We start from the raw sequence: 22,269 nt of genomic DNA, 5'->3' as shown, positions 1-22,269 counted from the left end.
AGGGGTCGCGGAGACCCGTCAGCAGCCGCTAGGCCGCGAGGGAGCCCGGCACGATCGCCCCGGGGCCGAACCTCTCCCTGGCCCGGTCGGCCACCTCCTCGATGCGGCGGGCCTTGTCGTCCAGGGGGTCGAAGGTCAACTGGTAGGAGGAGTGTTCGGCGGGGTCGAGGCCTTCGGCGCGCAGGGCGATCACCCGGACGCGGGCGCGCTGGAGGCCGAGCGCCTCGTACATGTCGTACGCCGCCCTCGTCAGCGCCGCCGAGTGCGCGGTCGGTTCCTTCAGGGTGCGGCTGCGGGTGGTCGCGGAGCGGTCGGCGTAGCGGACGGTGAGGGTCAGGGTGCGGCAGACCTTGTCGAGGGCGCGCAGCCGGGTGCCCAGTTCCTCGGCGGCCGAGAGCAGGGCGCGGCGGTGCCTGCCGGCGTCCAGTTCGTCGCGGCCGAAGGGGCGTTCGGTGGCCAGGGAGCGGGAGACCCCGTTCGGGACCACCCGGCCGCGGTCGACGCCGCTCGCCTTCTCGCGCAGCTCGCGTCCCGCCTTCGCGCCGATCAGGCGCTGGAGCGTGGACAGGGGTGCGGCGGCGACAAGGCCGAGGGTGTCGAGGCCGTACTCGCACAGGGTGCGGGCGGTCGCGGGGCCGACGCCCGGCAGCGCGGCGACGGGCCGGCCGGCGAGGAACTCCGGCACGGCGTCCCCGGCCACCTCGCACACCCCTCCGGTCCTTGCCTCGCGCAGCGCCATCCGGGCCAGCATCGGCGAAGGCCCGGCGCCGATCGCGCAGTCGACGCCGTGCAGCGCGAGGGCGCGGACGCGGATCACCGACGCGAGGTCGGCGGCGCCGCGCCCGAAGTACCGTTCGGCGCCGCGCAGATCGGCGAGCGCCCCGTCCGGCGGCAGCGCCTCGACCACCGGCGTGAACTCCTCCAGGAGCCCGAGCAGCCCCGGCAGGGCCGCCTCGTACATCGGCGGCAACTGGAAACGTACGCAGAGGATGGTCATCCCGCACTCCCCGGACTCTGGTGCCACAACTTCCGTCCTGTCGCCGCCCTTTCCCCGGGTGGCGACAGGTCCGCCCATGGATGCATCTCGTATCCGGTCTCCCACCGGACGCGCCGCCCGTTGCCCGGGTCATTCCCGGCGGCGGGTGGGGCATCCGCGGCGACCGGTTCCGCCGGGCCTTTTTCGGCCAGGCGCGGCGCCACCGCTTCGAGGCCGCCCTCGCGGCGCAGCTCCACGAGCTCCGCGAGGTTCCACGCCGCCGTGCCGATGACGCTGAAGCTGCGCGGCCCGCGCCGCTGCACGACGCCGCGCACGAGCAGCAGCCAGGAGTGGAAGACGGTGTGCGCGCAGGTCTCGTGGCTGTCGTCGAAGAAGGTCAGGTCGACCAGGCCCGTGCCGTCGTCGAGGGTGGTGAAGACGATGCGCCTGCCGGAGCGGATCGCCGGGGTCTGGGTGGCCGCCTTGGCCCCCGCGACCAGGACCGTGTCGCCGTTCCGTGCCGAGCGCAGATGGCGCGCGGAGGTCACGCCGAGTTCGTCGAGGAAGGCGCGGTGGTCGTCCATCAGGTTCCGGGAGGTGTCCATGGAGAGCACCCCGAGTTCGGCGCTCAGACGCTCCGCGTCGTCGAGGTCGGGCAGGCCCGCGGACGCGGTCCGCCGTCCGCCCGGGAGCGGGAGCTGGGGGCCGCGTGCGCCCCGGGCGCCCCGTTGCAGCTCCGTCAGGTGCAGTTGCAGGTCGCGGCGGTTGGCGCCGAACGCGTCGAGCGCGCCGACCTGGGCGAGGCGGGTGGCGAGCGGACGGCTCGGCCTGGCCCGCTCCCAGAAGTCGAGCAGGGATGTGTAGGGCTGTCCTGCCGCGATGCGCTCGGCCTCCGGCTCGCTGATGCCGTGCACGTCGGACAGCGCGAGCCGCACGCCCCACTTCCCAGATTCGGACTCCAGTTCGATGCGATGGGCGACCGCGGACCGGTTCACGTCAAGGGGCAGCACCGGCACCCCGCGCCGCCGCGCGTCCGCGAGCAGCAGCCGCTTGGGGTACATGCCGGGGTCGTGCGTGAGCAGCCCCGCGTAGAACGCCGCCGGGTGATGGGCCTTCAGCCACGCGGACTGGTACGTGGGCACGGCGAAGGCCACCGCGTGCGCCTTGCAGAAGCCGTACGAGCCGAAGGCCTCGACGATCTCCCAGGCCCGCCCGATCGTCTCGGCGTCGTACCCCTTGGCGGCCGCCGCCTGCGCGAACCAGACGCGGATGCGGCCCTGCGACTCGGGGTCGGAGAGCCCGCGCCGCACCCGGTCCGCCTCGCCGCGGCCGCAGCCGGTCATCAGGTGCACGATGTCGATGATCTGCTCGTGGAAGACGACGACTCCGTAGGTCTCCTCAAGGGGTTCCCTCAGGTCCGGGTGCGGATAGCGGGCGGGTGCGCGGCCGTGCCTGGCCTCGATGAAGGGCCGCACCATGTCGGCGGCCACGGGCCCGGGACGGAACAGCGAGATGTCCACCACCAGGTCGTGGAAGGTCGCGGGCTGGAGGCGGCCCACCAGGTCGCGCTGGCCGGGCGACTCGATCTGGAAGCAGCCGAGCGTCTCGGTGGAGCGGATGAGCCGGTACGTCGCCTCGTCGCCCTCCTCGATCGCGTCCAGGTCGACCCGCTCCCCCGTGGCCCGCTCGGTCTCTGCGACCGCGTGCGCCATCGCCGACTGCATCCGCACCCCGAGGACGTCGAGCTTGAGCAGGCCGAGGTCCTCGACGTCGTCCTTGTCGAACTGGGACATCGGCAGGCCCTCGCCGCTGGTGGGCACGACGGGGGTGCGCCGCAGCAGCGAGGCGTCGGAGAGCAGCACCCCGCACGGGTGCATGGCGACCCCGCGCGGCAGCGCGTCGAGCCCTTCGACCAGTTCCCAGAGCCTGCCGTGCCGCTCCGCCCCGGCCGCCACCTCGCGCAGTTCGGGCAGTTCCGCCATCGCCGCGCGGGCGTCGCGGGCGCGGATGTGCGGGAAGGCCTTGGCGATCCTGTCGATGTCGGCGGGGTCCATGGACAGGGCGGCGCCCACGTCCCTGATCGCGTGCCGGACGCGGTACGTCTCCGGCATCGCGACCGTCGCGACGCGCTCCTCGCCGAACCGGCCGATGATCGCGCGGTAGACCTCGATGCGGCGCGCGGACTCCACGTCGATGTCGATGTCCGGCAGGACGGGCCGCCGCGTGGACAGGAACCGCTCCATGAGCAGCCGGTGCTCGACCGGGTCCGCGTGCGCGATGCCGATCAGATGGTTGACCAGGGACCCGGCGCCGGAGCCGCGCGCCGCCACCCGGATGCCCAGATCCCGTACGTCGTCCGCGACTTGAGCCACCGTCAGGAAGTAGGAGGCATACCCGTGGTGGGCGATGATGTCCAGCTCGTGGTGCATCCGCTCCCAGTACGTACGGGCGTCCCGGCGGCGGTCGTAGCCGCGGAGCACCATGCCTGCGGCGGCCCTGGAGGCGAGGACGCGCTGCGCGGTGCGGCGCCCGGCGCCGACCAGGCCCGGCTCGGGGAAGCGCACGGAGCCGATGCCGATGTCGTCCTGAGGGTCGACCAGACACTCGGCGGCGGCCGCCCGGGTCTGTTCGAGCAGGCGGTACGCGGTGTCGCGGCGGAACCCGGCGGCCTCCACCACCCGCTCGGCGACGGCCAGCATGGCGGCCTCGTCCTTCAGCCAGCGCTCGCCGCTGTCGAGGGGGCCCGACGGGTCGATGGGCACCAGGCGGCGCGCGGCGTCCAGGACGTCGGCGACGGGTCCCTGGCCGGGGTCGGCGTAGCGGACGGCGTTGGTCAGGACCGGGCGCAGGCGCTGCTCGGCGGCGAAGCCGACGGTGCGGGCGGCCAGGCGCAGCGAGCCGGGTCCGGTGCCCGAGCGGCCGTGCCAGACGGCTTCGAGGCGCAGCGCGTCGCCGTACCGCTCGCGCCAGGGGGCGAGGAGGCGGGCGGCCCGGTCGGGGCGGCCCGCGGTGAGCGCGCGGCCCACGTCGGACGCCGGGCCGAGCAGCACGGTCAGGCCGTCGCCCGCGCAGTCCTCCCAGCGCAGGACGGGCGGCCCTTCGCCGCCCCGGTGCACGGCGCTGACCAGGCGGCACAGGTCGGCCCAGGCGGCGGCGCCGTCCCTGGCCAGGAAGGTCACCCGGGGAGTCGACTCGTCGATGAAGGCACCGCCGCGCACCGGGGTCCGCCGCCGTGCGCCCCGCCCGTCACGGCCACCCCGCTCCGGGGCCGCAGGCGGCTCGACCGCGAGCTCCGCCCCGAACAGCGGCCGCACCCCGGCCTTCTCGCAGGCCTTGGCGAACCTGACCGTGCCCGCGAGGGTGTCCCTGTCGGTGAGCGCGAGCGCGTCCATGCCCCGCTCCGAGGCCTGCTCGGCGAGGCGCTCCGGATGCGAGGCCCCGTACCGCAGGGAGAACCCGGAGACGGTATGCAGATGCGTGAACCCTGGCACACGCACCTCCTGACCTTCCGCTTCGCTGAATCCCCTCCTCCACCATAAACCACTTTCGAACCTTCGTTCGATGTACTGTTCGATATGCGTTCGATATCCGTGGGCGAGCCGCCATCCACCTGAGCGTCACCCGTTCGGACCGCTCCGCCTGCGTGCGCCGCCGGTGCCTCGGAGCGTGGGGGCATGACCTTCGCCGACGAGTTGAAGAGCGCCGTCACCCCGCGAGCAGCCCTGCTCGTCATCGGTGTTCTGGCCCTGCAGTTGCTGTTCATCGCCTCCTACGTGGGGGCGCTGCACAACCCGAAGCCGAAGGACGTGGCCTTCGGGGTCGTCGCCCCCGGTGAGGCGGCCGCGCAGACCAAGGACAAGCTGGCGAAGCTGCCCGGGAAGCCGCTCGATCCGCGCGTGCTCAAGGACGAGGGCGAGGCGCGTCGCCAGATCATGGACCGGAAGATCGACGGCGCCCTGGTCGTCGACCCCCGGGGCACACAGGACACCCTTCTGGTCGCCTCCGGCGGCGGCAAGGCCCTCGCCAACGCCCTGGAGACGATCACCACGAAGACCGAGGGCGCCGAGAAGCGCACCGCGAAGACCGTCGACGTGGCCGCCGCCTCGTCCCAGGACTTCAACGGGCTCTCGTCGTTCTACCTGGTCGTCGGCTGGTGCGTGGGCGGCTATCTGTGCGCCTCGATCATGTCGATCAGCGCGGGAACGAAGCCCCCCAATCCGCAGCGCGCGGCGATCCGGCTCGGCGCCCTGGCCCTGCTCGCCATCGCCGGGGGCATCGGCGGCGCGGTCATCATCGGCCCGATCCTCGGCGCCCTGCCCGGCTCGATCATGGGCCTGTGGGGCCTCGGCGCCCTCGTCACCTTCGCGGTCGGCGCGGTCACGCTCGCCCTGGAGGAACTCACCGGCATCGTCGGCATCGGCCTGGCGGTGCTGCTCATCGTGGTCGCGGGCAACCCGAGCGCGGGCGGCGCCTTCCCGCTCCCGATGCTCCCCCCGTTCTGGAACGCGATCGGGCCCGCCCTGCCACCCGGCGCCGGGACCTGGGTGGCCCGTTCCATCGCCTACTTCCGGGGCAACGCGGTCACCGGTCCGCTGCTTGTGCTTTCGGCGTGGGCGGTGGTGGGGACGGTGGTCACCTTGCTGGTGGCGATGCGCAAGACCCGCGAACGCGCGGGCGCCCACTGACGTTTCAGCCCGTCCGGCGCTTGAGGGCGAGGCGCGGAGCGCCATAAGCCAGGGGCGGAGCCCCGGGTGTTTTGTCTGCGACCCGGCGGGGGCTGGGCGCGCAGTTCCCCGCGCCCCTTTGGGGGGCTTTGGTTCCGGCCAACCCCGGAGGGGTCGCCAAGGGGGTCGGTGGCACATTCCGGCTATCGGGGGAACTTCCACCGATAGCGCTTCCCACCGGTCACGAGGGGTGCATAGTTCTCAACCGACCGTGAAGAGTCACCCCTTCACGCCACTACGCACAGTTTTCAATCAACGACTGAAAGTCAGCTCCCGATGTGCTTTCGGGGACACCTTGGGCAAGACTCCGATCCGTTCCGTTCGTTATCCGAAACGACAAGCAAGGGAGTGTTCGAAATGCGGTACATCTCTGGGGGAATCGCACTGGGCGCCGCTCTGGCTCTCGGCGGCCTGGCCACCGCGGCCACCGCCGTGCCCACGGCCACGCCCACGGCCGCCGCCACCTCCGCACGCGGCTACGCGCCCTCCGAGCTGGTCCTGACCATCGGCTACGGCGACAAGGCGGCCACCGCCTCGATCCAGCGCGCCGTGACGCTCGGCTGTTCCTCCGGCGGCGTCGGCAGCCACCCCGACGCGGCGGGCGCCTGCGACCAGTTGCGCGCCGTGGGCGGCAAGTTCGACAAGGTGACCAAGGCGCCGTCGAACCGCGCCTGCACCAAGGAGTGGAAGCCGATCACGGTCACCGCCCAGGGCGTCTGGGAGGGCCGCCGCGTCTCCTACGAGCACACCTTCGCCAACGCCTGCGCGCTGACGGGCGGCCAGGGGAAGGTCTTCAACTTCTGAGCCACGGGATCACGGCCCCGGGCCCGCTCGCCCGACGTGCACGTGGCCGAAGGGCCCCGGAAACCGAAAGGTCTCCGGGGCCCCTGCCGTTGCGGACCCAGGCGTCAGCCGATTTCCGCCCCGAAGGCTTCCAGAGCCTCCGGCACCGGCTGGAAGAACGTCTCACCGCCGCCGGAGCAGTCACCGCTGCCGCCGGACGTGAGGCCGAGCGCCGTGTCGCCCGCGAACATCGCGCCGCCGCTGTCGCCGGGCTCGGCGCACACATCGGTCTGGATGAGGCCGTTGACGATGTCGCCGTTGCCGTAGTTCACGGTGGCGTCGAGGCCCGTCACCTTGCCGTCGTGCAGTTGCGTGGTGGAACCGCTGCGCTGCACCTGCTGGCCGACGGTCGCCGCGCCCGCCTTGGTGATCTTCTGGGTGCTGCCGTTGTACAGGTTCACCTCGCTCGGGTGCGCGGTGTCGCCGCTGTACTTGACGATGCCGTAGTCGTTCTCGGGGAAGCTGGAGCCCGCGTTCTCACCGATGGCGGGGCCGCCCTGCTTGTCGGACCAGCTCGTGACCGACTCGGTGCAGTGCCCCGCGGTCAGGAAGTGCGGCGCACCGTCCTTGACCACGTTGAAGCCGAGCGAACAGCGGCTGCCGCCGCCGAAGATGGCGTCGCCGCCGGCGACGAAGGGCTTGAACTCTCCCTTGGTGTGCTTCAGCTCGGCCTTGCCACCGAGGCTCTCGACGACCGACGTCAGCTTCTTCAGGTCCGCGCCCTTGACGGTGCGGTCCGCGGTGACGACGACCTTGTTGGTGGCCGGGTCGGTGGCCCACGAGGTGCCGGGGACCGAGGCCTTGTCGGTGAGCGTCGTGCGGGCGCCCTTGAGCTCCGCGAGGGAGTTCTCGACGAGTCTGGCCTTGGCACCGGCCGACTCGACGGCGTTCTTGGCGTTCTCGTCGAGCACGTTCACGACGAGGTTCTTGGCCCGCGCGTCGTAGTACGTGCCCGCGGCGTCCGCTCCCAGGTCCTTGCCGAGCGAGGAGGCGAGCTTTCCGGCCTTCGCGATGGACAGCGTGTCCGGCTTGGGGGTGGGGGTGTCCTCACTCGCGTTCGCAGTCTGGAAGGTGACGGCCGCGCCGATCAGGGCGACGACGCCCGCGCCTGCCATGGCGGCACGGCGCTTGGGTATGCGGCGGTGCTTCAACTCGCGTCCTCCTGTGGGGGGTCGAACCGCTCCGGCGTGGGGGCCTCGGCGGTCCGAAAGGCGTACGCGCACGGACTGCGGCGCTGGATAAGCCGCGTCCATGCCAATCAGGACGCGGCCCACTATTCCCAGCGCGCGATGCCGCACACAAGGGCTGCTTCCGGACGCCCGACCGGCAACGAACGTAAGCCTCATGGCCGTTGACCGACCGTGGTCACGCCACGTCGGTTCCCGATGCAAACACCGCGTGCGAGGAGTGATCGGCAGTGGGTGAGGACTAGTCCTGTCTTGTTCTCGACGGTCGGGCGGCGGTCGGATGACAACAGGAAGCCCCCGCCCGGGATGCGGGCGGGGGCTTCGGAGCCGCCGGAGCGGCGACCGCGTACGGGGATTCAGAGGATCAGGGTCAGTACACGCTCACGTTGTACGCGCGCAGGGCCTCGGTGACCGGCTGGAAGTACGTCGTGCCGCCGGAGGAGCAGTTACCGCTGCCGCCGGAGGTCAGGCCGAGCGCCGTGGAACCGGCGTACAACGGGCCGCCGCTGTCACCGGGTTCGGCGCACACGGTGGTCTTGATCATGCCGTAGACCACGTCGCCGCCACCGTAGTTCACCGTCGCGTTCAGGCCCGTGACGCGGCCGGAGTGGGTGCCGGTGGTGGAGCCGCGGCGGGTCACGTTCTGGCCGACGGTCGGGTCGGCGGCGCGGGTGATGTCCTGACTGCCCACCGTTCCCGACTTGGTGATCGAGTCGTTCGTGTACCGCACGATGCCGTAGTCGTTGGTCGGGAAGCTGGAGCCGTGTGTGCTGCCGAGCACGGTGGTCTTCGCCGAGTTGGCCCACCAGGTGCCCGCACCGTCGGTGCAGTGTCCCGCGGTCAGGAAGTAGTACGTGCTGCCGCTGCGCACGTTGAAGCCGAGGGAGCAGCGCCAACTGCTCGCGTAGGTGGCGTCGCCGCCGGATATGTACCGCTGGAGCTTGCCCGGTGTCCGCTCGATCCTCAGGGCGCCCGCCTTGTCGCCCGCGGCCTGCTTCAGCTCGGCGATCTCGGCCCTGGAGACGGTGCTGTCGGCGGTGACGAGGACCCGGTCGGTCTTCGGGTCGATGCTCCAGGCGGTGCCCGCGACGTCCGCCCGCAGGACGGCGTCACCGGCCGCCGTGAGGTCGGAACCGCTGTAGGTACGGGCCTGGTCGGCGGAGGTGGAGGGCATCGCGCTTGCGGCGGGTATCGCGAGGGCGGCCGTTGCCACGAGCCCGGTCGCGACGGCGACCGTGCGGGAGAGTCTGGCGGTACCGCGGCGGGGGGTGGTGCGCTTGATCCTCACTGCTGGTTCCTCCCGAGGGAAGTCAGGGGACCCGTGTGGGTGGGGGTCCGTGAGGCGCGGTCAGAGCCAGGGCGGATTCCGGTCGCGCCGTGCCCCTGACAAGCGCTGCTCGGGAGTATTGGGGCCTCCGTGGCACCGCACAAGGGTGCCTTTCGGCCGGATCGGCGGATACACGCCGACCGGCCCCGGTGGTTGTCGCGCCCTGGGGCGCGCCACCGGGGCTGGGGGCATCGCTCCCTGCCGGACGTCTCCCCGTCAGACGTCCCGGTGCCGCGAAAGGTTCCTCTCGCCCGCGGCGATCTCAGCGGTGAGGGTGTTGCCGGGCGGCGGGAAGGGGCAGATGAAGTGGTCGGCGAAGGCGCACGGCGGCAGCAGGGCGCGGTTGAAGTCGACCGTCGTGCGGCCCTGTCCGTCGGGCGCGGCGGGCCGCAGGAAGCGGAAGCGGTAGCTGGAGACGCCGCTGGTGGCGTCGGCGAACACCGCCCACAGCGAGCCGTCGTCCTGCACGGACACCCGCAGCGTGTGCTCCTGCCCGGCGAGCGTGAAGGCGAGTTCACCGCCGAGTCCGAGCCCGCGCTCCACTCCGTCCGCGTTGCCGACCCGCACGGTGCGGTGCTCCGCGTACGGCGTGAAGCGGCCCCCGGTCACGAAGCACGGGTCGGGCCCGGTCACCTCGATGCCGGTGAAGGCGCGCCGCGCCGGTGCGTCCGGGTCGAAGTCGCGCACCGCCCAGAGCCCTTCGCGGCGCAGCACGACGAGGCGCCGCTCACCGAGACCGAGCCGGGCGGCGGTGACGGGTCCGGGGTCGGGCGTCAGCCGGACGGTGCCGGTGAGGGGCCGCCCGTCCAGGGTGAGGCCGTCCTCGTCGGCGGCCGTCAGGGCGAGTTCGTCGCCGGCGTCGGCCCAGCGGCCCGGCAGGCCGGGGAGCTCTCCGTCCGGGTGGTCGGCGAGCCAGTGCGTGCCGGTGAGGGCCAGCGGGCCGTAGGGCGCGGAGACGGTGGCCGTGCGCTGCTCGTGCCACTGCGCGAAGTCCCGCAGCGCCTCGTCGGTGGTGGTGCTCATGGTGATCAGCCTTTCCGTACGGGCTCGGGCAGCCCGAGGTGTGAGCGCAGCGTCGTCCCCGCGTATTCCGTACGGAACACGCCGCGCTCCTGGAGCAGCGGCACCACCCGTTCGACGAACTCGTCGAGCCCGCCCGGAGTCAGGTGCGGGACGAGGATGAAGCCGTCGGCGGCGTCGGCGGCGACGAACTCCGTCAACTGTCCGGCGACCGCGTCGGGGGTGCCGACGAAGGACTGCCGGGCGGTCGTCTCCAGGACGGTCTGGTGCAGGGACAGGCCCTTGGCCCGGGACAGGGCCCGCCACCGCTCGGCGACGGCCGACGGGTCGCCGACCCCGACCCGGCCCTGGACCAGGTCGGAGTGCGGATCGGGGTCGACGGCGGGCAGCGGGCCTTCCGGGTCGTGCCCTGACAGGTCGACGCCCCACACCTGCTCCGCGGCGAGGATCGCGTTCTGCGGCGAGACCTGTAGCCGGCGGATCTCGGCGGCCCGCTCCTGGGCCTCGGCCGCGGTGTCCCCGAGGACGACGGTGACGCCGGGCATGATCTTCAGGTCGTCGGGTGCGCGCCCGTACGCCGCGAGTCGGCCCTTCACGTCGGCGTAGAAGGCGCGCCCGGCCTCCAGGGTGCCGTGCCGTGTGAAGACCACATCGGCGGCGGAGGCAGCGAACTCGCGGCCCTCGGGCGAGTCCCCTGCCTGGATCACGACCGGGTGGCCCTGCGGCGAGCGCTCGACGCCGAACTCCCCCGCGATGTCGAAGTGCTGCCCTCGGTGCGTGAACGGGTGCGGCGCCCCGGGCGGCCCGTCGGGCCCCGCGGGCGGCCAGGTGTCCCACAGCTCACGGGCAGTGGCGACGAACTCGGCGGCACGGGTGTAGCGGTCGGCGCGGTCCAGGAAGCCGCCGCGCCGGAAGTTCTCGCCGGTGAAGGCGTCCGACGACGTGACGACGTTCCAGGCGGCCCGGCCCCCGCTGAGGTGGTCGAGCGAGGCGAGCCTGCGGGCGAGTTCGTAGGGCTCGTTGAAGGTGGCGTTGACGGTGGCGGCGAGGCCGAGCCGGTCGGTGACGGCGGCGAGGGCGTTCAGGACGGTGATCGACTCGGGGCGTCCGACGACGTCCAGGTCGTGGATGCGGCCCTTGTGCTCCCGCAGCCTGAGCCCCTCCGCCAGGAAGAAGTAGTCGAAGAGCCCGCGTTCTGCGGTACGGGCCAGATGCTCGAAGGAGGCGAAGTCGATCTGGGACCCCGAGCGCGGGTCCGTCCACACGGTGGTGTTGTTGACGCCCGGGAAGTGGGCGGCGAGGTGCATCTGCTTGCTGCTGTGCGTCCGGGTCATGTGGGGTCCCCCGCGAGTGCGGCGTACCGGTTGGCGGGCCGGGTCAGGCCGAGGTGGTCGCGGAGCGTGGCGCCCGGGTAGAAGGTGCGGAAGAGACCGCGGTGCTGGAGCAGTGCCACCGTGCCGTTGACCAGGCGCTCCAGGTCGCGCCGCGGTTCGACGGGGGTGAGGTGGAAGCCGTCGACGGCACCCGCGCCGTGCCAGGTGGCGATGAGCTCGGCGAGGTCGACGGGGCCGCCGCGGTAGAGGGGGCCCTCGGCGGTGGGCAGCGGGCCGCCGCCGTGTCCGGGCTGCGCCGCGTGTTCGCCGCCGCCCAGATCCACGACCAGTGCGGCGAGCACCCTCAACTCCCCCGGTCTGCGGCCGTGTTGAGCGGCGCGGCGGTGCAGTTCGGCGCGTACGGCGTCGGCGCGGGCGGGGCTCGCGGCGCGCACCAGGGCGACGTCCGCGTGCCGGGCCGCCGTCTCCCGGGTGTGGCCGTCGGTCGCGTCGACGACGACCACCGGGTGCCCCTGCGGCGGCCGCGGCACGATGGAGGGGCCCCGCACGGAGAAGGTGCCGCCCGTGAAGTCGACGTGGTGCAGCTTGTCCCGGTCGATGAAGCGGCCGGTCGCCGCGTCGCGGATCTCGGCGTCGTCCTCCCAACTGTCCCAGAGCCGCCGTGCCACGTCGGCGACTTCGCCCGCCTCCCGCCACAGCGCCTCGCGGGATGCGACCCGGCGGCGCCCGAACAGCCTGGCCTCGGCCTCGGTCGCCGAGACGGCCACGTGCCAGCCGGCCCGGCCGTGGCTCACCCAGTCCAGGGTCGCCACGGCCGCCTGCACGTGGAAGGGCTCGGTGTGCGTGGTCGTCACGGTCGGCACCAGACCGACGCGCCCGGTCTTGGGGGCCACCCGGGCGAGCACGGCCAGGGCGTCGGGCCCGTGCCGCGCGAAGGAGTCCCCGAGCGTGACGAAGTCGAGCGCACCGCTCTCGGCGAGCCGCGCGAGCTCGGTGTAGGGGGCGGCGTCGAAGACGCCGGGCAGGTCGAGGGCGGCGGCGAGGTGCAGGGGGCCGCGGCCCGGGTCGGACGGTGTCATGAGGGTCGGACCTCTCTCGACGGAAGATGCCCGCAGCCGCGGGGGACTTCCGGGGCCGCCGGGCTCCCGGAGTGCTCCGCGGCCCGTGCGGGGCCTGGAGTGATGGACGGGTACGGGGCGGGGTGCCCGGCCCCCTCGTCGCGCTCACCGACGCCGGAGCCACGCTCACCCGCACGGGAGCCACGCGCCCCGGCGAGGGCCTCGCGTGCCTCCGCGCGGGGGTCGCCCGCCCCCGCGAGGGAGCCACGTACCCCGGCGAGGGAGTCACGCACCCGGGCGAGGGAGCCACGCACCTCCGCGCGGGAGTCACCCGCCCCCGCGAGGGAGTCACGCACCCCGGCGAGGGAGTCACCCACCTCCGCGCGGGAGTCACCCGCCCCCGCGAGGGAGTCACGCACCCCGGCGAGGGAGTCACCCACCTCCGCGAGGGAGTCACCCACCTCCGCGCGGGAGTCGCCCGCCCCCGCGAGGGAGCCACGCACCCCCACGCGGGAGTCGCCCGCCCCCGCGAGGGAGCCACGCACCCCCACGCGGGAGTCGCCCGCCCGCACGGCAGAACCACGCGCCCCCGCGAGGGCATCGCGTGCCTCCGCGAGGGAGCCGCCCGCCGCCGCGAGGGAGTCGCCCGCCCCCGCGAGGGAGCCACACGCCCCCGCGAGGGAGTCACGCACCCCCGCGCGGGAACCGCGCACCCGCACGGCAGAACCACGCGCCCCCGCGAGGGAACCGCGTGCCTCCGCGAGGAACACGAGCACAGCGCGCGCCGTGGCGTCGTTCTGGCGGAACGAGGGGCTGTTGGTGCGGGGCCGGGTGAAGGCGCCCGCGCCGCGGGCGTCGGTGTGGGGGCCGAGGGCGAAGCGGCGGGGGTGCGGGGTGCCGCCGGCGTCACGGATGCGGCCGTCGGCGGGGTCGACGGACAGCAGACCGTCGGCGGTCTCGGCGACACCGTCCAGGTGCAGCGCGCGAAGCAGCGGGTCACGGGTGCGCGCGAGCGTGGGCTGCGGCAGCCGCGCCTCGACGAGGGCGCGGGCCTCGACGACCGCCCCTGGCACGGTCGCGCTCCGTGCCCGGAACACTCCCCCGCCCGTCTCCACCCTCATGCCGGCGCCGAGGAACCGCACCACCCCGGCCCGCGAGAGGGCGAGCAGTTGCCTGAGGCGGGGCCCCGGCGGCCCCGAGGCGAGGTAGCTGAAGAAGCCGTGCCACCAGGGCCCGATGTCGCCGAGCCGCATCAACTGCCCGTACACGGAGAGAAGCCCGAGGAAGACGGCCAGGTCCGGGCTGTGCGCGGGGTCGTGACGGCGGGTGAGGTCGGCAGCGACGTAGGCCCGCATGCCCTCCTGGAGGCTTTCGTACGAGGGGTGGCGGACGCCGTCGAGGGGGTGGTCGAGCGCGGTGAGGTCGAGGCGGTCGGCGGGGTCGGGTACGGCGGACGAGACGAGGGCGGCGAGTTCGGGGCTGCCGGGCGGGCAGACCGCGTACTTCTCGTCGAAGTCCCGCCAGGCGACGGCGGTGCGTTCGGGGTGGGCGGAGAACAGGCGGTGGTAGTGGGCGAAGCCCAGCTCCTTCTCGATCAGGGGCCACACGTCGCGGGCGAAGTCGTACCCGCCGGGGCGCGCGAGGAGCTCGTCGATCTGCTCGGGCCCCAGATGGCGGGGCAGTGGCGGCCGCTCGCCGTCGTCCCAGATGTAGCCGATCTTGGAGTGGTAGGGCACGCCGCGCCGGGAGCCGACGTGCAGGACGGGCTCACGGCCCGAGGGCACGTACGTGTCACCCTCGTACCGCCCGCCCCTGCCCTCGGTGAGCAGCACCATCAGGTCCACGAAGGCGAGCCCGAACCCGCGCACCAGGACGGGCTCGCCGCCTCGCAGTGCGCTCAGGTCGGCGTCGGCGGTGAAGTCGGGCGGCAGGTGGACGAGTCCGTGGCGCCGGGCGTAGGCGGCGAGATCGCTCTGCTCGTCGTCGAGTTCGGCGTCCAGGTGCCCCTGGGCGAGGACGACGAGGTCGGCGACGAGCGGGTACTTCCCGCCTTCGAGCCAGACCTTCTGCGGGCCGCGGCGGGGTCCGGTCAGACGTGTGGCACGGCAGGCGTGGTGGCGGACGGTGACACCGGACGGCAGGGCGGCCACGGCCTTCTCGTACACCCAGCGCAGATAGCCGCCCTGCGTCCGCCGTCCGGCGAAGGCCTGCCCCTCGACGTCCGCCCACTCGTGCAGCGCGGGCCCCGGCAGCACGGGCCCGGTGACCTCGACCGTGTCGTCGGTGAACATCGTGACGTCCCGCGCGTGCGAGTTCATCCACAGCAGCGGCGACTGCTGCTCGCGCCAGATCCGGCCGGGCCCCGGCGGGTAGGGGTCGACCAGGTGGATGGTCAGGGGCGCGTGCCCGTACAGCTCGGGGGCGTTGGCGGCGATGCGTTCGAGCAGGCCGGTGGCGCGCGGGCCGGCGCCGACGATCACCAGGGTGGGTGTCCCGGGCCGCGGGGCGGTCATCGCGTCCGCTTTCCGGCAGGGTTCGGCGGACGGACGGGGACTTCGGCGAGGGTCTCGGATGACATGTGAAGGCTTTCGTCAGGATGAGCAGGACGAACAAGACGACAGAGCCAATGCCGCCTTCACATGGGGCGCGCGCCGGGGCGCGGCCGACACGGACCCAGCCCCTCAGCAAGGGTCCGCCTCTTCGAGATTACGGGAAGCTTCGCGCCCCCTGTCAAGGCTGTCCGGAAGCAGCCCGCAGGCTTGTCCAGAATATGAGCCGTACGTCTCAGGGCAGTTGACGGAGAAATGGATGCCTGTTCCACTTGGGCTTATGCATCCACAGCAGTGGCTGGTCAGGCGCTCCCACATCGACTTCGGTCGCGTGTGGTCGGCGTCGTGTTGATGCACTTCCGCGCTGGCCCGTCAGCACTTTCGAGCTGACCTTCAGCTTTTCGAACTGACCCGTCAGCACTTCTGAGCTGACCTGTCCCGCCTGCGCCGCGCGCCCGGCCTCCTCGCCCCGCGCGTCCCATGATGCGGACAGCCGTCTCAGTTTCTCCGAACTCATCCGCGCTCCGGCGCCGTTGCTCAGCCTTCACACGCGTACGTGTACGCGCCCCCTCCCCTCGCACCGCCCGCACCCCGCCACTGATAGCCCGTCACCGAGGCCCCGCCGCCCCGGCTCAGTCACAGCACGAGCAGCACTCGCAGCAGTCGCAGTCGCAGTCCCGGCAGACGCCCTCGCGCTTCTTCCGGGACCACGGCCCCTCGTACTCCTTCGCGCAGCACAGTCGGCACGTACAGCACAGCCCGATCGCGACGGCGCACCCGGCCCAGAACCCACGCCGCGGCTTGGGCGGCTGTCCCCCCGCCGACCAGCCGCCGGAGCCACCGCCGTGCCCGCCGCCGCCGTAGTGGTCCCGGTAGTTCCCGGAGTAGTTCCCGGAGCCGTACGAGGACCCGTCGCCGCCGTACGAACCAGAGCCCGAACCAGAGCCCGTCCCCCAGGAACCGTCACGCGCTGTCACCTCGTGCCCGGCCTCGCCCCCTGTCCGCTGCGGGGCGTGGCCGCACGAGCCGTTGCCGAACGCGCGGTCCACCGAGCGCGTCAGTTCGTGCACGAGCAGGAAGTGCGCCAGCTTGCTCTCGGTGAACCGCACCTCGGCGAGGGCGAGCCGGATGCCGTGCAGCGCGTCGTCGGCGAGCCGCCGGGCCTCGGCGCGGGACGTGCCGAGAGCCGTGAGCGGGTTCCAGGCACCGGCCGCGGCGTCCGCCTGCCGGTCCTCGACCGCGTCCAGGAGGTGCGCGAGCCTTCCGAAGAGCCGCCCGGCCTCGGCCAGCGGCTCCGCGTTGCCGGGCTGTCCCGCGAGCACGGCGGTGTGCGCGAAGGCGGCGGCGGTCGCGGTCTCGGTCGGCTCGGTGACGGTGAGCAGGGAGGTGCCGGGGCCCGCCAAGGCCTCGATGCCCCCCTGCCGTTCGACGGCGTCGAGCAGGACCGCCGTGTCGAAGCCCACGTCAGCGCCCGTACCGGCCCCCGCACGGTCCCATCGCCCCGCCACCCGGCGCGCGGCGGCGGCCACAGGACCGCGCGCCAACAGGCCGTCGCCGTCGACGACGTGGTCACGCACCTTCGCCGACGCGAGCACCAGCGAGACGGCCGCGGCGAGCCGTGCCCCCTCCCCCTGGGCGACGGACGCGGTACGCATGCCGCGCAGCGGACAGGGCCCCGCGGTGCGCCTGTGGCCCTCGGACCGCTCGGCCTGAGCCTCCGTCAGAACCGAGATGATGAGCCCGTCGTAGTTGGTCACGACGCGTGCGAACTGCCCGTGGTCCCCGCGCAGTGCCAGGCAGAGGCCGCACAGATGCGCCATCCACTCGGCCTTGAGACGGTCCCCGAGTCGATGACTGCAAGGCCTGACGATTCCGAACAAGACGGCTCCCCCGTGGCTCCGATGTCGAACTCCGGCATCGTAGCGAGCAGTCCGTTCACCCGTACGCACCGTCCGTCACCCGTACGCCGCCAACCATCATATTTCACTCTCAGTCAGCAGCCGTACGTGACACGACCCTTGAAGAACCACGTTTATCGCCGTCTTTACTGTGCACCAGTACCGTCACGAAAACCGTGCGCGGCGACTATCCCCTTGGCGCACCATCCGCATCATGGACGACCATAGGGATGCGGAACGCAAGCAGACCGCTGCGAGAGGAGGCGTCCATGGGATCGGTGCGCAAGGCGAGTGCCTGGCTTGGCCTCGTCGACGACAACAACGACGAGCGTTACTACGACGGATACGAAGACGACGGGTCGGACGGCCCCGAGGCGGCCGAGCCCTGGGTCACGGACCCGCGCGTCAAGGTGACGGCGGACGCGGCCGAGAACGCCGAGAACAGGGCGCCCAGGATCGGCACGGTCACCCCGGACAGTTTCCGCGACGCCCGCGGCATCGGTGAGCTGTTCCGGGACGGCGTGCCCGTCATCGTGAACCTGACGGCGATGGACCCCGCCGACGCCAAGCGTGTCGTCGACTTCGCGGCCGGGCTCATCTTCGGCCTGCGCGGCTCCATCGACCGGGTGGCCCACCGTGTGTTCCTGCTCACGCCCGCTCACACGGAGATCGTCAACGGGGAAGCAGTCCCCAACCGTACGGACGGTTTCTTCAACCAGAGCTGAGGCAAGGCCGCTCGCCGCGCCCACGCCCCCGCGCCGCGGGGTGCCGCGCGCGCTCAGCGGAAGGCGTCGAGTCCGGTGAGCGCCTTGCCGAGGACGAGCTGGTGCATCTCGACGGTGCCCTCATAGGTGAGCACCGACTCCAGGTTCGTCGCGTGCCGCATCACGGGGTACTCGAGCGAGATGCCGTTGGCGCCGAGGATCGTGCGCGCGGTGCGGCAGATCTCGATGGCCTCCCGTACGTTGTTCAGCTTGCCGAAGCTGACCTGCTCGGGCCGCAGATGTCCCGCGTCCATGCGGCGCCCGAGATGGTGGGCGAGCAGGATGCCCTTGTGCAGTTCGAGGGCCATGTCGGCGAGCTTGGCCTGGGTGAGCTGGAAGCCGCCGATGGGCCTGCCGAACTGCTCGCGGCTCTTGGAGTACTCCACGGCCGCCTCGAAACAGGCGCGGGCGGCGCCCATCGCGCCCCACACGATGCCGTAGCGCGCGTGGGACAGACAGCTCAGCGGCCCTTTGAGCCCGGTGACGGCGGGCAGCACGGCATCGGCGGGCAGCCGCACCTCGTCGAGGACCAGCTCGCTGGTGACGCTGGCCCGCAGCGACCACTTGTGCTTGATCTCCGGCGCGGAGAAGCCCGGGGTGTCCGTGGGCACCGCGAACCCCCGGATCCCCTCGTCGGTTTGCGCCCATACGACAGCCACCCCGGCGACCGACCCGTTCGTGATCCACATTTTGCGCCCGGTCAGGACCCAGTCGGTGCCGTCCTTCTTGGCGTGCGTGCGCATCGAGGCCGGGTCGGAGCCGACGTCGGGCTCGGTGAGCCCGAAGCACCCGATGATCTCGCCCGCGGCCATCCCCGGCAGCCAGCGCTGCTTCTGCTCCTCGGAGCCGAAGCGGTGGATGGCGTACATGGCGAGCGAGCCCTGCACCGAGACCAGGGACCTGATCCCGGAGTCGGCTGCCTCCAGCTCCAGACAGGCGAGCCCGTACTGGACGGCGCTCGCGCCCGCGCAGCCGTAGCCCGTCAGCGACATGCCGAGGGCGCCGATGGCCCCGAGCTCCCTGGCCAACTCGCGTACGCCCGGCAGTTCGCCGCTCTCGTACCACTCCGCGATGTGCGGCAGAACGCGGTCCGCGGTCCAGGCCCTGACCGTGTCACGGACCGCCAGGTCCTCCGCGTCCAGCGTTTCGTCGAGGCCCAGGGGGTCCTTGGGATCGAAGGGGGGCGGGGCTTGACGGCTTGCGGTCGACATGAGGGCCTCCGGCGGACTTGACTAGCGCTGGTAGTCACAGGGAACGGGCCTGACGCTACGACGCGCGCACTCCGGCGTCCAGCAGGGGTTGTGGGCCTTTGGGTCCTCGCGGTGCGCCCCAGTCCCGCCCCTTCTCCGTTCCTGCGGCACATATTCAGCCCGTCCGGCGTTCGAGGACCGGGGGTCCAGGGGGCGGAGCCCCTTGGTTACGGGAAAGGGGCGGGACTGGGGCGCTCCGCGGGGACCCCCACCCGCTCGCGCGCCGCAGGCACCCCGCAGTCCATGACCCGCGGCAACCGCAGCGCGGCCAACGCCCCGACAAGGAGCAACCCGGCGCTGACCAGCAGGGTCACATGCAGACCGTGCACGAAGGAGTCCCGCGCGGCAGCGCGGAGGGCTTCGCCCTGGCCGCCCCCGAGCCGGGCGGCGACCTCATAGGCCTCGCCGAGGGAGTGGCTCGCCGCGGCACTGTCCGCCGCGGGCACCCCCCGCACGGCCGAGAGCCCGGGCGCGTACGCGGCGTTCATGACACTGCCGAGCAGCGCGATACCGATACCGGCGCCGAGCTGGTAGGACGTCTCGCCGATCGCGGCGGCCCCACCCGCCTGGGCCTGCGGCGCCTCGCTGAGCATGGACTCGTACGCCCCGAAGAGCGTGGTCTCCAGGCCGAAGCCGAGCAGCACGAAGCCGGTGAGGAGCAGCGGCGCGTTGTCGTCGGCGCCCATGCCGGTGAGCGCGGCGACGGCGAAGGCGGTGAGGCCGAAGCCGGTGGCGACCATCGTGCGCGGCCCGAAGCGCTGGAGCATCCGCGATCCGGCGAGGCCCGCGGCCATGGCGGCGATGGTGAGTGGGAGCAGCCGCAGACCTGTCTCCAGCGGGGACAGGCCAAGGACGAGCTGGAGGTACTGCGCGGCGATCAGCTCAAGGCCGACCAGGGCGAGCATCGCGAGCACGATGCACCCCACGGACGTGCTGAACGCGGGGCGCGTGAACATCGTCAGGTCGACGAGCGGATGACACCGGCGGCGCTGGCGTCGTACGAAGGCGACGAGCAGACCGCCGCCCACCGCGAGCGAGACAAGCGTGGTGGCGCCGAGCGGCGACTCCCCGCCACCGAGCCGCTTCACGCCGAGCACCAGGCCGAACAGGCCACCGGCGGCCATCAGCGCGCCCGCCACGTCCCACGGCCCGTCGTACCCGCCCGTCGACTCGGGCAGGAGCCAGCGCCCGACCGGCAGGCTGACCAGCATCAGCGGGATGTTGATGAGGAAGACCGAACCCCACCAGAAGTGTTCGAGGAGGAAGCCGCCGAGCAGCGGGCCGCAGGCGGCGCCCACGGCCGCGACCGCGCTCCAGACGCCGATCGCGAGGGCCCGCTCCCGCCGGTCGGGGAAGACCTGGCGCAGGATCGACAGGGTCGCTGGCATGATCATCGCGCCGCCGACGCCGAGCAGCGCACGGGCCGCGATCAGGACCTGCGCGGTGTCCGCGAGGGCGGCGACGGCCGAGGCCACGCCGAACAGGCCGTAGCCGAAGAGGAGCACGCGTCTGCGGCCGACACGGTCACCCAGGGTGCCGAACAGGATGAGGAGCGAGGCGCAGACCAGTGGATAGATGTCCACGATCCACAGCAGCTCGATCCCGCCGGGCCTCAGGTCCTCGGTGACGGCGGGCACGGCGACGTGCAGGACGGTGGCGTCGACGGCGACGAGCAGCAGGCTGACGCAGAGGACGACGAGCACCACCCAGCGGTTCGCGCCCGCACCGGGGGTCCGACGGCCGAATGCAGCGGCGGCCGTGGTCGTCCCGGACATGTGCGTTCCTCCCAGTGATTCCTCGCGAGTGCGGCCAGGTGGGGGGCCGGCGGGACCCTACGGGATCCGGTCGTCCGGCTGTGGCGGCTGTGAACGGCGAGTGGCCGTCAGCGTACGCGAGTCCGTGGCCGGGCCGCGTGGCGGACCTCTCATGGTTGCGCTGCGGAGGTGTGGCATGTACCACGTTCGCTCGTGCTGGTGATCTTTCGGCGGGCGCGAGCAGTGGCGTGTGCGGTCGATAATCGAGCCCGTGACCGATCTTGATCAGCGCCCCGCCACGGGGCACGGGTTCGCCGACGCGCTGCGCCGGGCGGCGCCCGCGCTCTTTTTGTACGCCGGGGTGCGCGCGCTGGGGCTCGTGACGCTCGCCTTGTGGGGCGCCGCGGCGGGCAAGAGTCCCCACACGCTGCTCTCCGCCCGCTGGGACTCGCTCTGGTACACCCGCGTCGCCGACTTCGGCTACGGCTGGGAGGTGACGCTGCCGGACGGCAGCGTGCACTCGAACCTGGCGTTCTTCCCGCTGCTCCCCTGGCTGGAGCGGGCGCTCTCGGCGGTGAGCCCGCTGTCGTACGCGGACGCGGGCCTGGCGGTGAGCGCGGTGGCTTCGCTCTGCGCGGCGGGCGGGATCTTCGCGGTCGCGGACCGCCTGTACGGCAGCCGGGCCGGTGTCTGCGCGGTCGCGCTGTGGGCCGTGCTCCCGGTCGGGATCGTGCAGTCGATGGCCTACAGCGAGTCGCTCTTCACGGCGCTCGCGGCCTGGGCGCTGTACGCGGTCCTGACCGGGCGCTGGGTCACGGCGGGCGTGCTCGCCTCGCTGGCCGGGCTGACCCGGCCCGTGGGCGCGGCGGTGGTCGCCGCGCTGTGGGTGGCGGTGGCGCTCGACGCGCGCCGCCGGGGGCGGCTCGCCGCGCGCCCGGCGCTCGGCGCCCTGCTCGCCCCGCTCGGCGCGGCCGGCTACGTCCTGTGGGTGGGGCACCGCACGGGCGACGGCCTGTTCGGCTATCTGGACGTGCAGAAGCAGTGGGGCAACGGCTTCGACGGCGGCTACGCGTTCGCCCGCTTCATCGGCGAGAAGTTCACGTCCCTGCCGGGGGCGCTCGCCGGGATCGGCCTGATCGTGGGGGTCGCGGGGCTGATCTGGCTGTATGTCACCGGGGTGCGGCAGCACCAGCCGCCCGCGCTGCTCGTCTACACCGGCATCGTCGTGGTGCTCGCGCTGTGCGCCTCGGGCTACTTCGGCTCCAAGCCGCGCCTGCTCATGCCCGCCTTCCCGGTGCTCCTGCCGCTGGCGGTCGCCCTCGCGCGGCTGCGTACGCGCCGGTCGGCGTGGATTCTGGGCGGGGTCGCGGCGGCCGGGGCGGTGTACGGGGCCTTCTGGCTGCACGGCTCCGGGCCGCCGTGATCCCGCCAAGATCACCTCTCAAGATCGTTTCAGCGCGCATCCGGTGAGCGCCCGGTGAGCACCCGGAGAATTCCGCACCAGCCCCGGGTGAACGAATTCGGAATCCGCCTAAAACCGCCCGCGTAATGATCAGCGCATTGGGTAAAGCAGACACCATTGAAA

At 72.8% G+C, this 22,269-nt stretch carries 14 protein-coding genes and 1 pseudogene; 4 read left to right on the top strand and 11 right to left on the bottom strand.

Annotated elements, in window-relative coordinates; genetic code table 11:
* Positions 1 to 28: 28 nt before the first annotated feature.
* Together IG78_RS0105580 and IG78_RS0105575 are read right to left on the bottom strand one after the other, a co-directional pair.
* Complete coding sequence (locus IG78_RS0105580) at positions 29 to 997, bottom strand: DNA polymerase Y family protein (RefSeq protein ID WP_030560141.1); 969 nt, start codon at positions 995 to 997, stop codon at positions 29 to 31.
* On the bottom strand, positions 994 to 4,467 hold the full coding sequence (locus IG78_RS0105575; RefSeq protein WP_030560140.1) for a DNA polymerase III subunit alpha: 3,474 nt from the start codon (positions 4,465 to 4,467) through the stop codon (positions 994 to 996). The genes IG78_RS0105580 and IG78_RS0105575 overlap by 4 nt, the downstream gene beginning before the upstream one ends.
* 183 nt (positions 4,468 to 4,650) lie before the next feature.
* Between IG78_RS0105575 and IG78_RS0105570 the strand changes: the two genes are divergently transcribed.
* Together IG78_RS0105570 and IG78_RS0105565 are read left to right on the top strand one after the other, a co-directional pair.
* A complete protein-coding gene (locus IG78_RS0105570; RefSeq protein WP_030560139.1) occupies positions 4,651 to 5,661 on the top strand; it encodes a membrane protein in 1,011 nt (336 codons plus the stop codon).
* A 396-nt stretch (positions 5,662 to 6,057) separates the two neighbouring features.
* Entirely contained in the window at positions 6,058 to 6,504 is a 447-nt protein-coding gene (locus tag IG78_RS0105565; RefSeq protein WP_030560138.1) for a subtilase-type protease inhibitor, read from the top strand.
* A gap of 104 nt (positions 6,505 to 6,608) precedes the next feature.
* On the opposite strand, the gene IG78_RS0105560 is transcribed toward IG78_RS0105565, so the two are convergent.
* The 7 genes and pseudogenes from IG78_RS0105560 to IG78_RS0105530 form a co-directional block, all read right to left on the bottom strand.
* Positions 6,609 to 7,694 (bottom strand): S1 family peptidase, encoded by a 1,086-nt coding sequence (locus tag IG78_RS0105560; protein WP_030560137.1) that lies wholly within the window; start codon positions 7,692 to 7,694, stop codon positions 6,609 to 6,611.
* Positions 7,695 to 8,100: 406 nt separating this feature from the next.
* Positions 8,101 to 9,018 (bottom strand): S1 family peptidase, encoded by a 918-nt coding sequence (locus IG78_RS0105555; protein WP_030560136.1) that lies wholly within the window; start codon positions 9,016 to 9,018, stop codon positions 8,101 to 8,103.
* A gap of 255 nt (positions 9,019 to 9,273) precedes the next feature.
* Positions 9,274 to 10,080 carry a DUF1684 domain-containing protein gene (locus tag IG78_RS0105550; protein ID WP_030560134.1) on the bottom strand — a complete coding sequence of 269 codons (807 nt, stop codon included), beginning with the start codon at positions 10,078 to 10,080 and terminating at the stop codon, positions 9,274 to 9,276.
* 5 nt (positions 10,081 to 10,085) lie between these two features.
* Positions 10,086 to 11,411: an NtaA/DmoA family FMN-dependent monooxygenase gene (locus IG78_RS0105545; RefSeq protein ID WP_030560133.1), complete on the bottom strand. Its 1,326-nt coding sequence runs from the start codon at positions 11,409 to 11,411 to the stop codon at positions 10,086 to 10,088.
* Positions 11,408 to 12,490, bottom strand: coding sequence for an LLM class flavin-dependent oxidoreductase (locus tag IG78_RS0105540; protein ID WP_030560132.1), 1,083 nt, complete (start codon positions 12,488 to 12,490; stop codon positions 11,408 to 11,410). Before IG78_RS0105540 ends, IG78_RS0105545 begins: the two co-directional genes overlap by 4 nt.
* Before the next feature lie 734 nt (positions 12,491 to 13,224).
* Positions 13,225 to 14,982: pseudogene (locus tag IG78_RS0105535) on the bottom strand (FAD/NAD(P)-binding protein); the annotation flags it as partial.
* Positions 14,983 to 15,650: 668 nt separating this feature from the next.
* On the bottom strand, positions 15,651 to 16,898 hold the full coding sequence (locus tag IG78_RS0105530; RefSeq protein ID WP_030560129.1) for a DUF5685 family protein: 1,248 nt from the start codon (positions 16,896 to 16,898) through the stop codon (positions 15,651 to 15,653).
* A 287-nt stretch (positions 16,899 to 17,185) separates the two neighbouring features.
* Between IG78_RS0105530 and IG78_RS0105525 the strand changes: the two genes are divergently transcribed.
* Complete coding sequence (locus tag IG78_RS0105525) at positions 17,186 to 17,641, top strand: cell division protein SepF (RefSeq protein WP_030560127.1); 456 nt, start codon at positions 17,186 to 17,188, stop codon at positions 17,639 to 17,641.
* Between the two features lie 53 nt (positions 17,642 to 17,694).
* Here the strand turns inward: IG78_RS0105525 and IG78_RS0105520 are convergent, their stop codons facing one another.
* Together IG78_RS0105520 and IG78_RS0105515 are read right to left on the bottom strand one after the other, a co-directional pair.
* Positions 17,695 to 18,891 (bottom strand): acyl-CoA dehydrogenase family protein, encoded by a 1,197-nt coding sequence (locus tag IG78_RS0105520; protein WP_030560126.1) that lies wholly within the window; start codon positions 18,889 to 18,891, stop codon positions 17,695 to 17,697.
* A 206-nt stretch (positions 18,892 to 19,097) separates the two neighbouring features.
* Positions 19,098 to 20,705, bottom strand: a complete 1,608-nt coding sequence (locus IG78_RS0105515) for an MFS transporter (protein ID WP_030560124.1) — start codon at positions 20,703 to 20,705, stop codon at positions 19,098 to 19,100.
* A 250-nt stretch (positions 20,706 to 20,955) separates the two neighbouring features.
* Here IG78_RS0105515 and IG78_RS0105510 point away from each other — a divergent pair, with 250 nt between their 5' ends.
* On the top strand, positions 20,956 to 22,107 hold the full coding sequence (locus IG78_RS0105510; RefSeq protein WP_030560123.1) for a glycosyltransferase family 39 protein: 1,152 nt from the start codon (positions 20,956 to 20,958) through the stop codon (positions 22,105 to 22,107).
* Positions 22,108 to 22,269 lie beyond the last annotated feature (162 nt).

This window comes from Streptomyces aureocirculatus, assembly GCF_000720475.1.
GTDB lineage: Bacteria > Actinomycetota > Actinomycetes > Streptomycetales > Streptomycetaceae > Streptomyces > Streptomyces aureocirculatus.
Note: the sequence above shows the minus strand (reverse complement) of the source record. Positions and strands in the feature narration are given on the sequence as shown.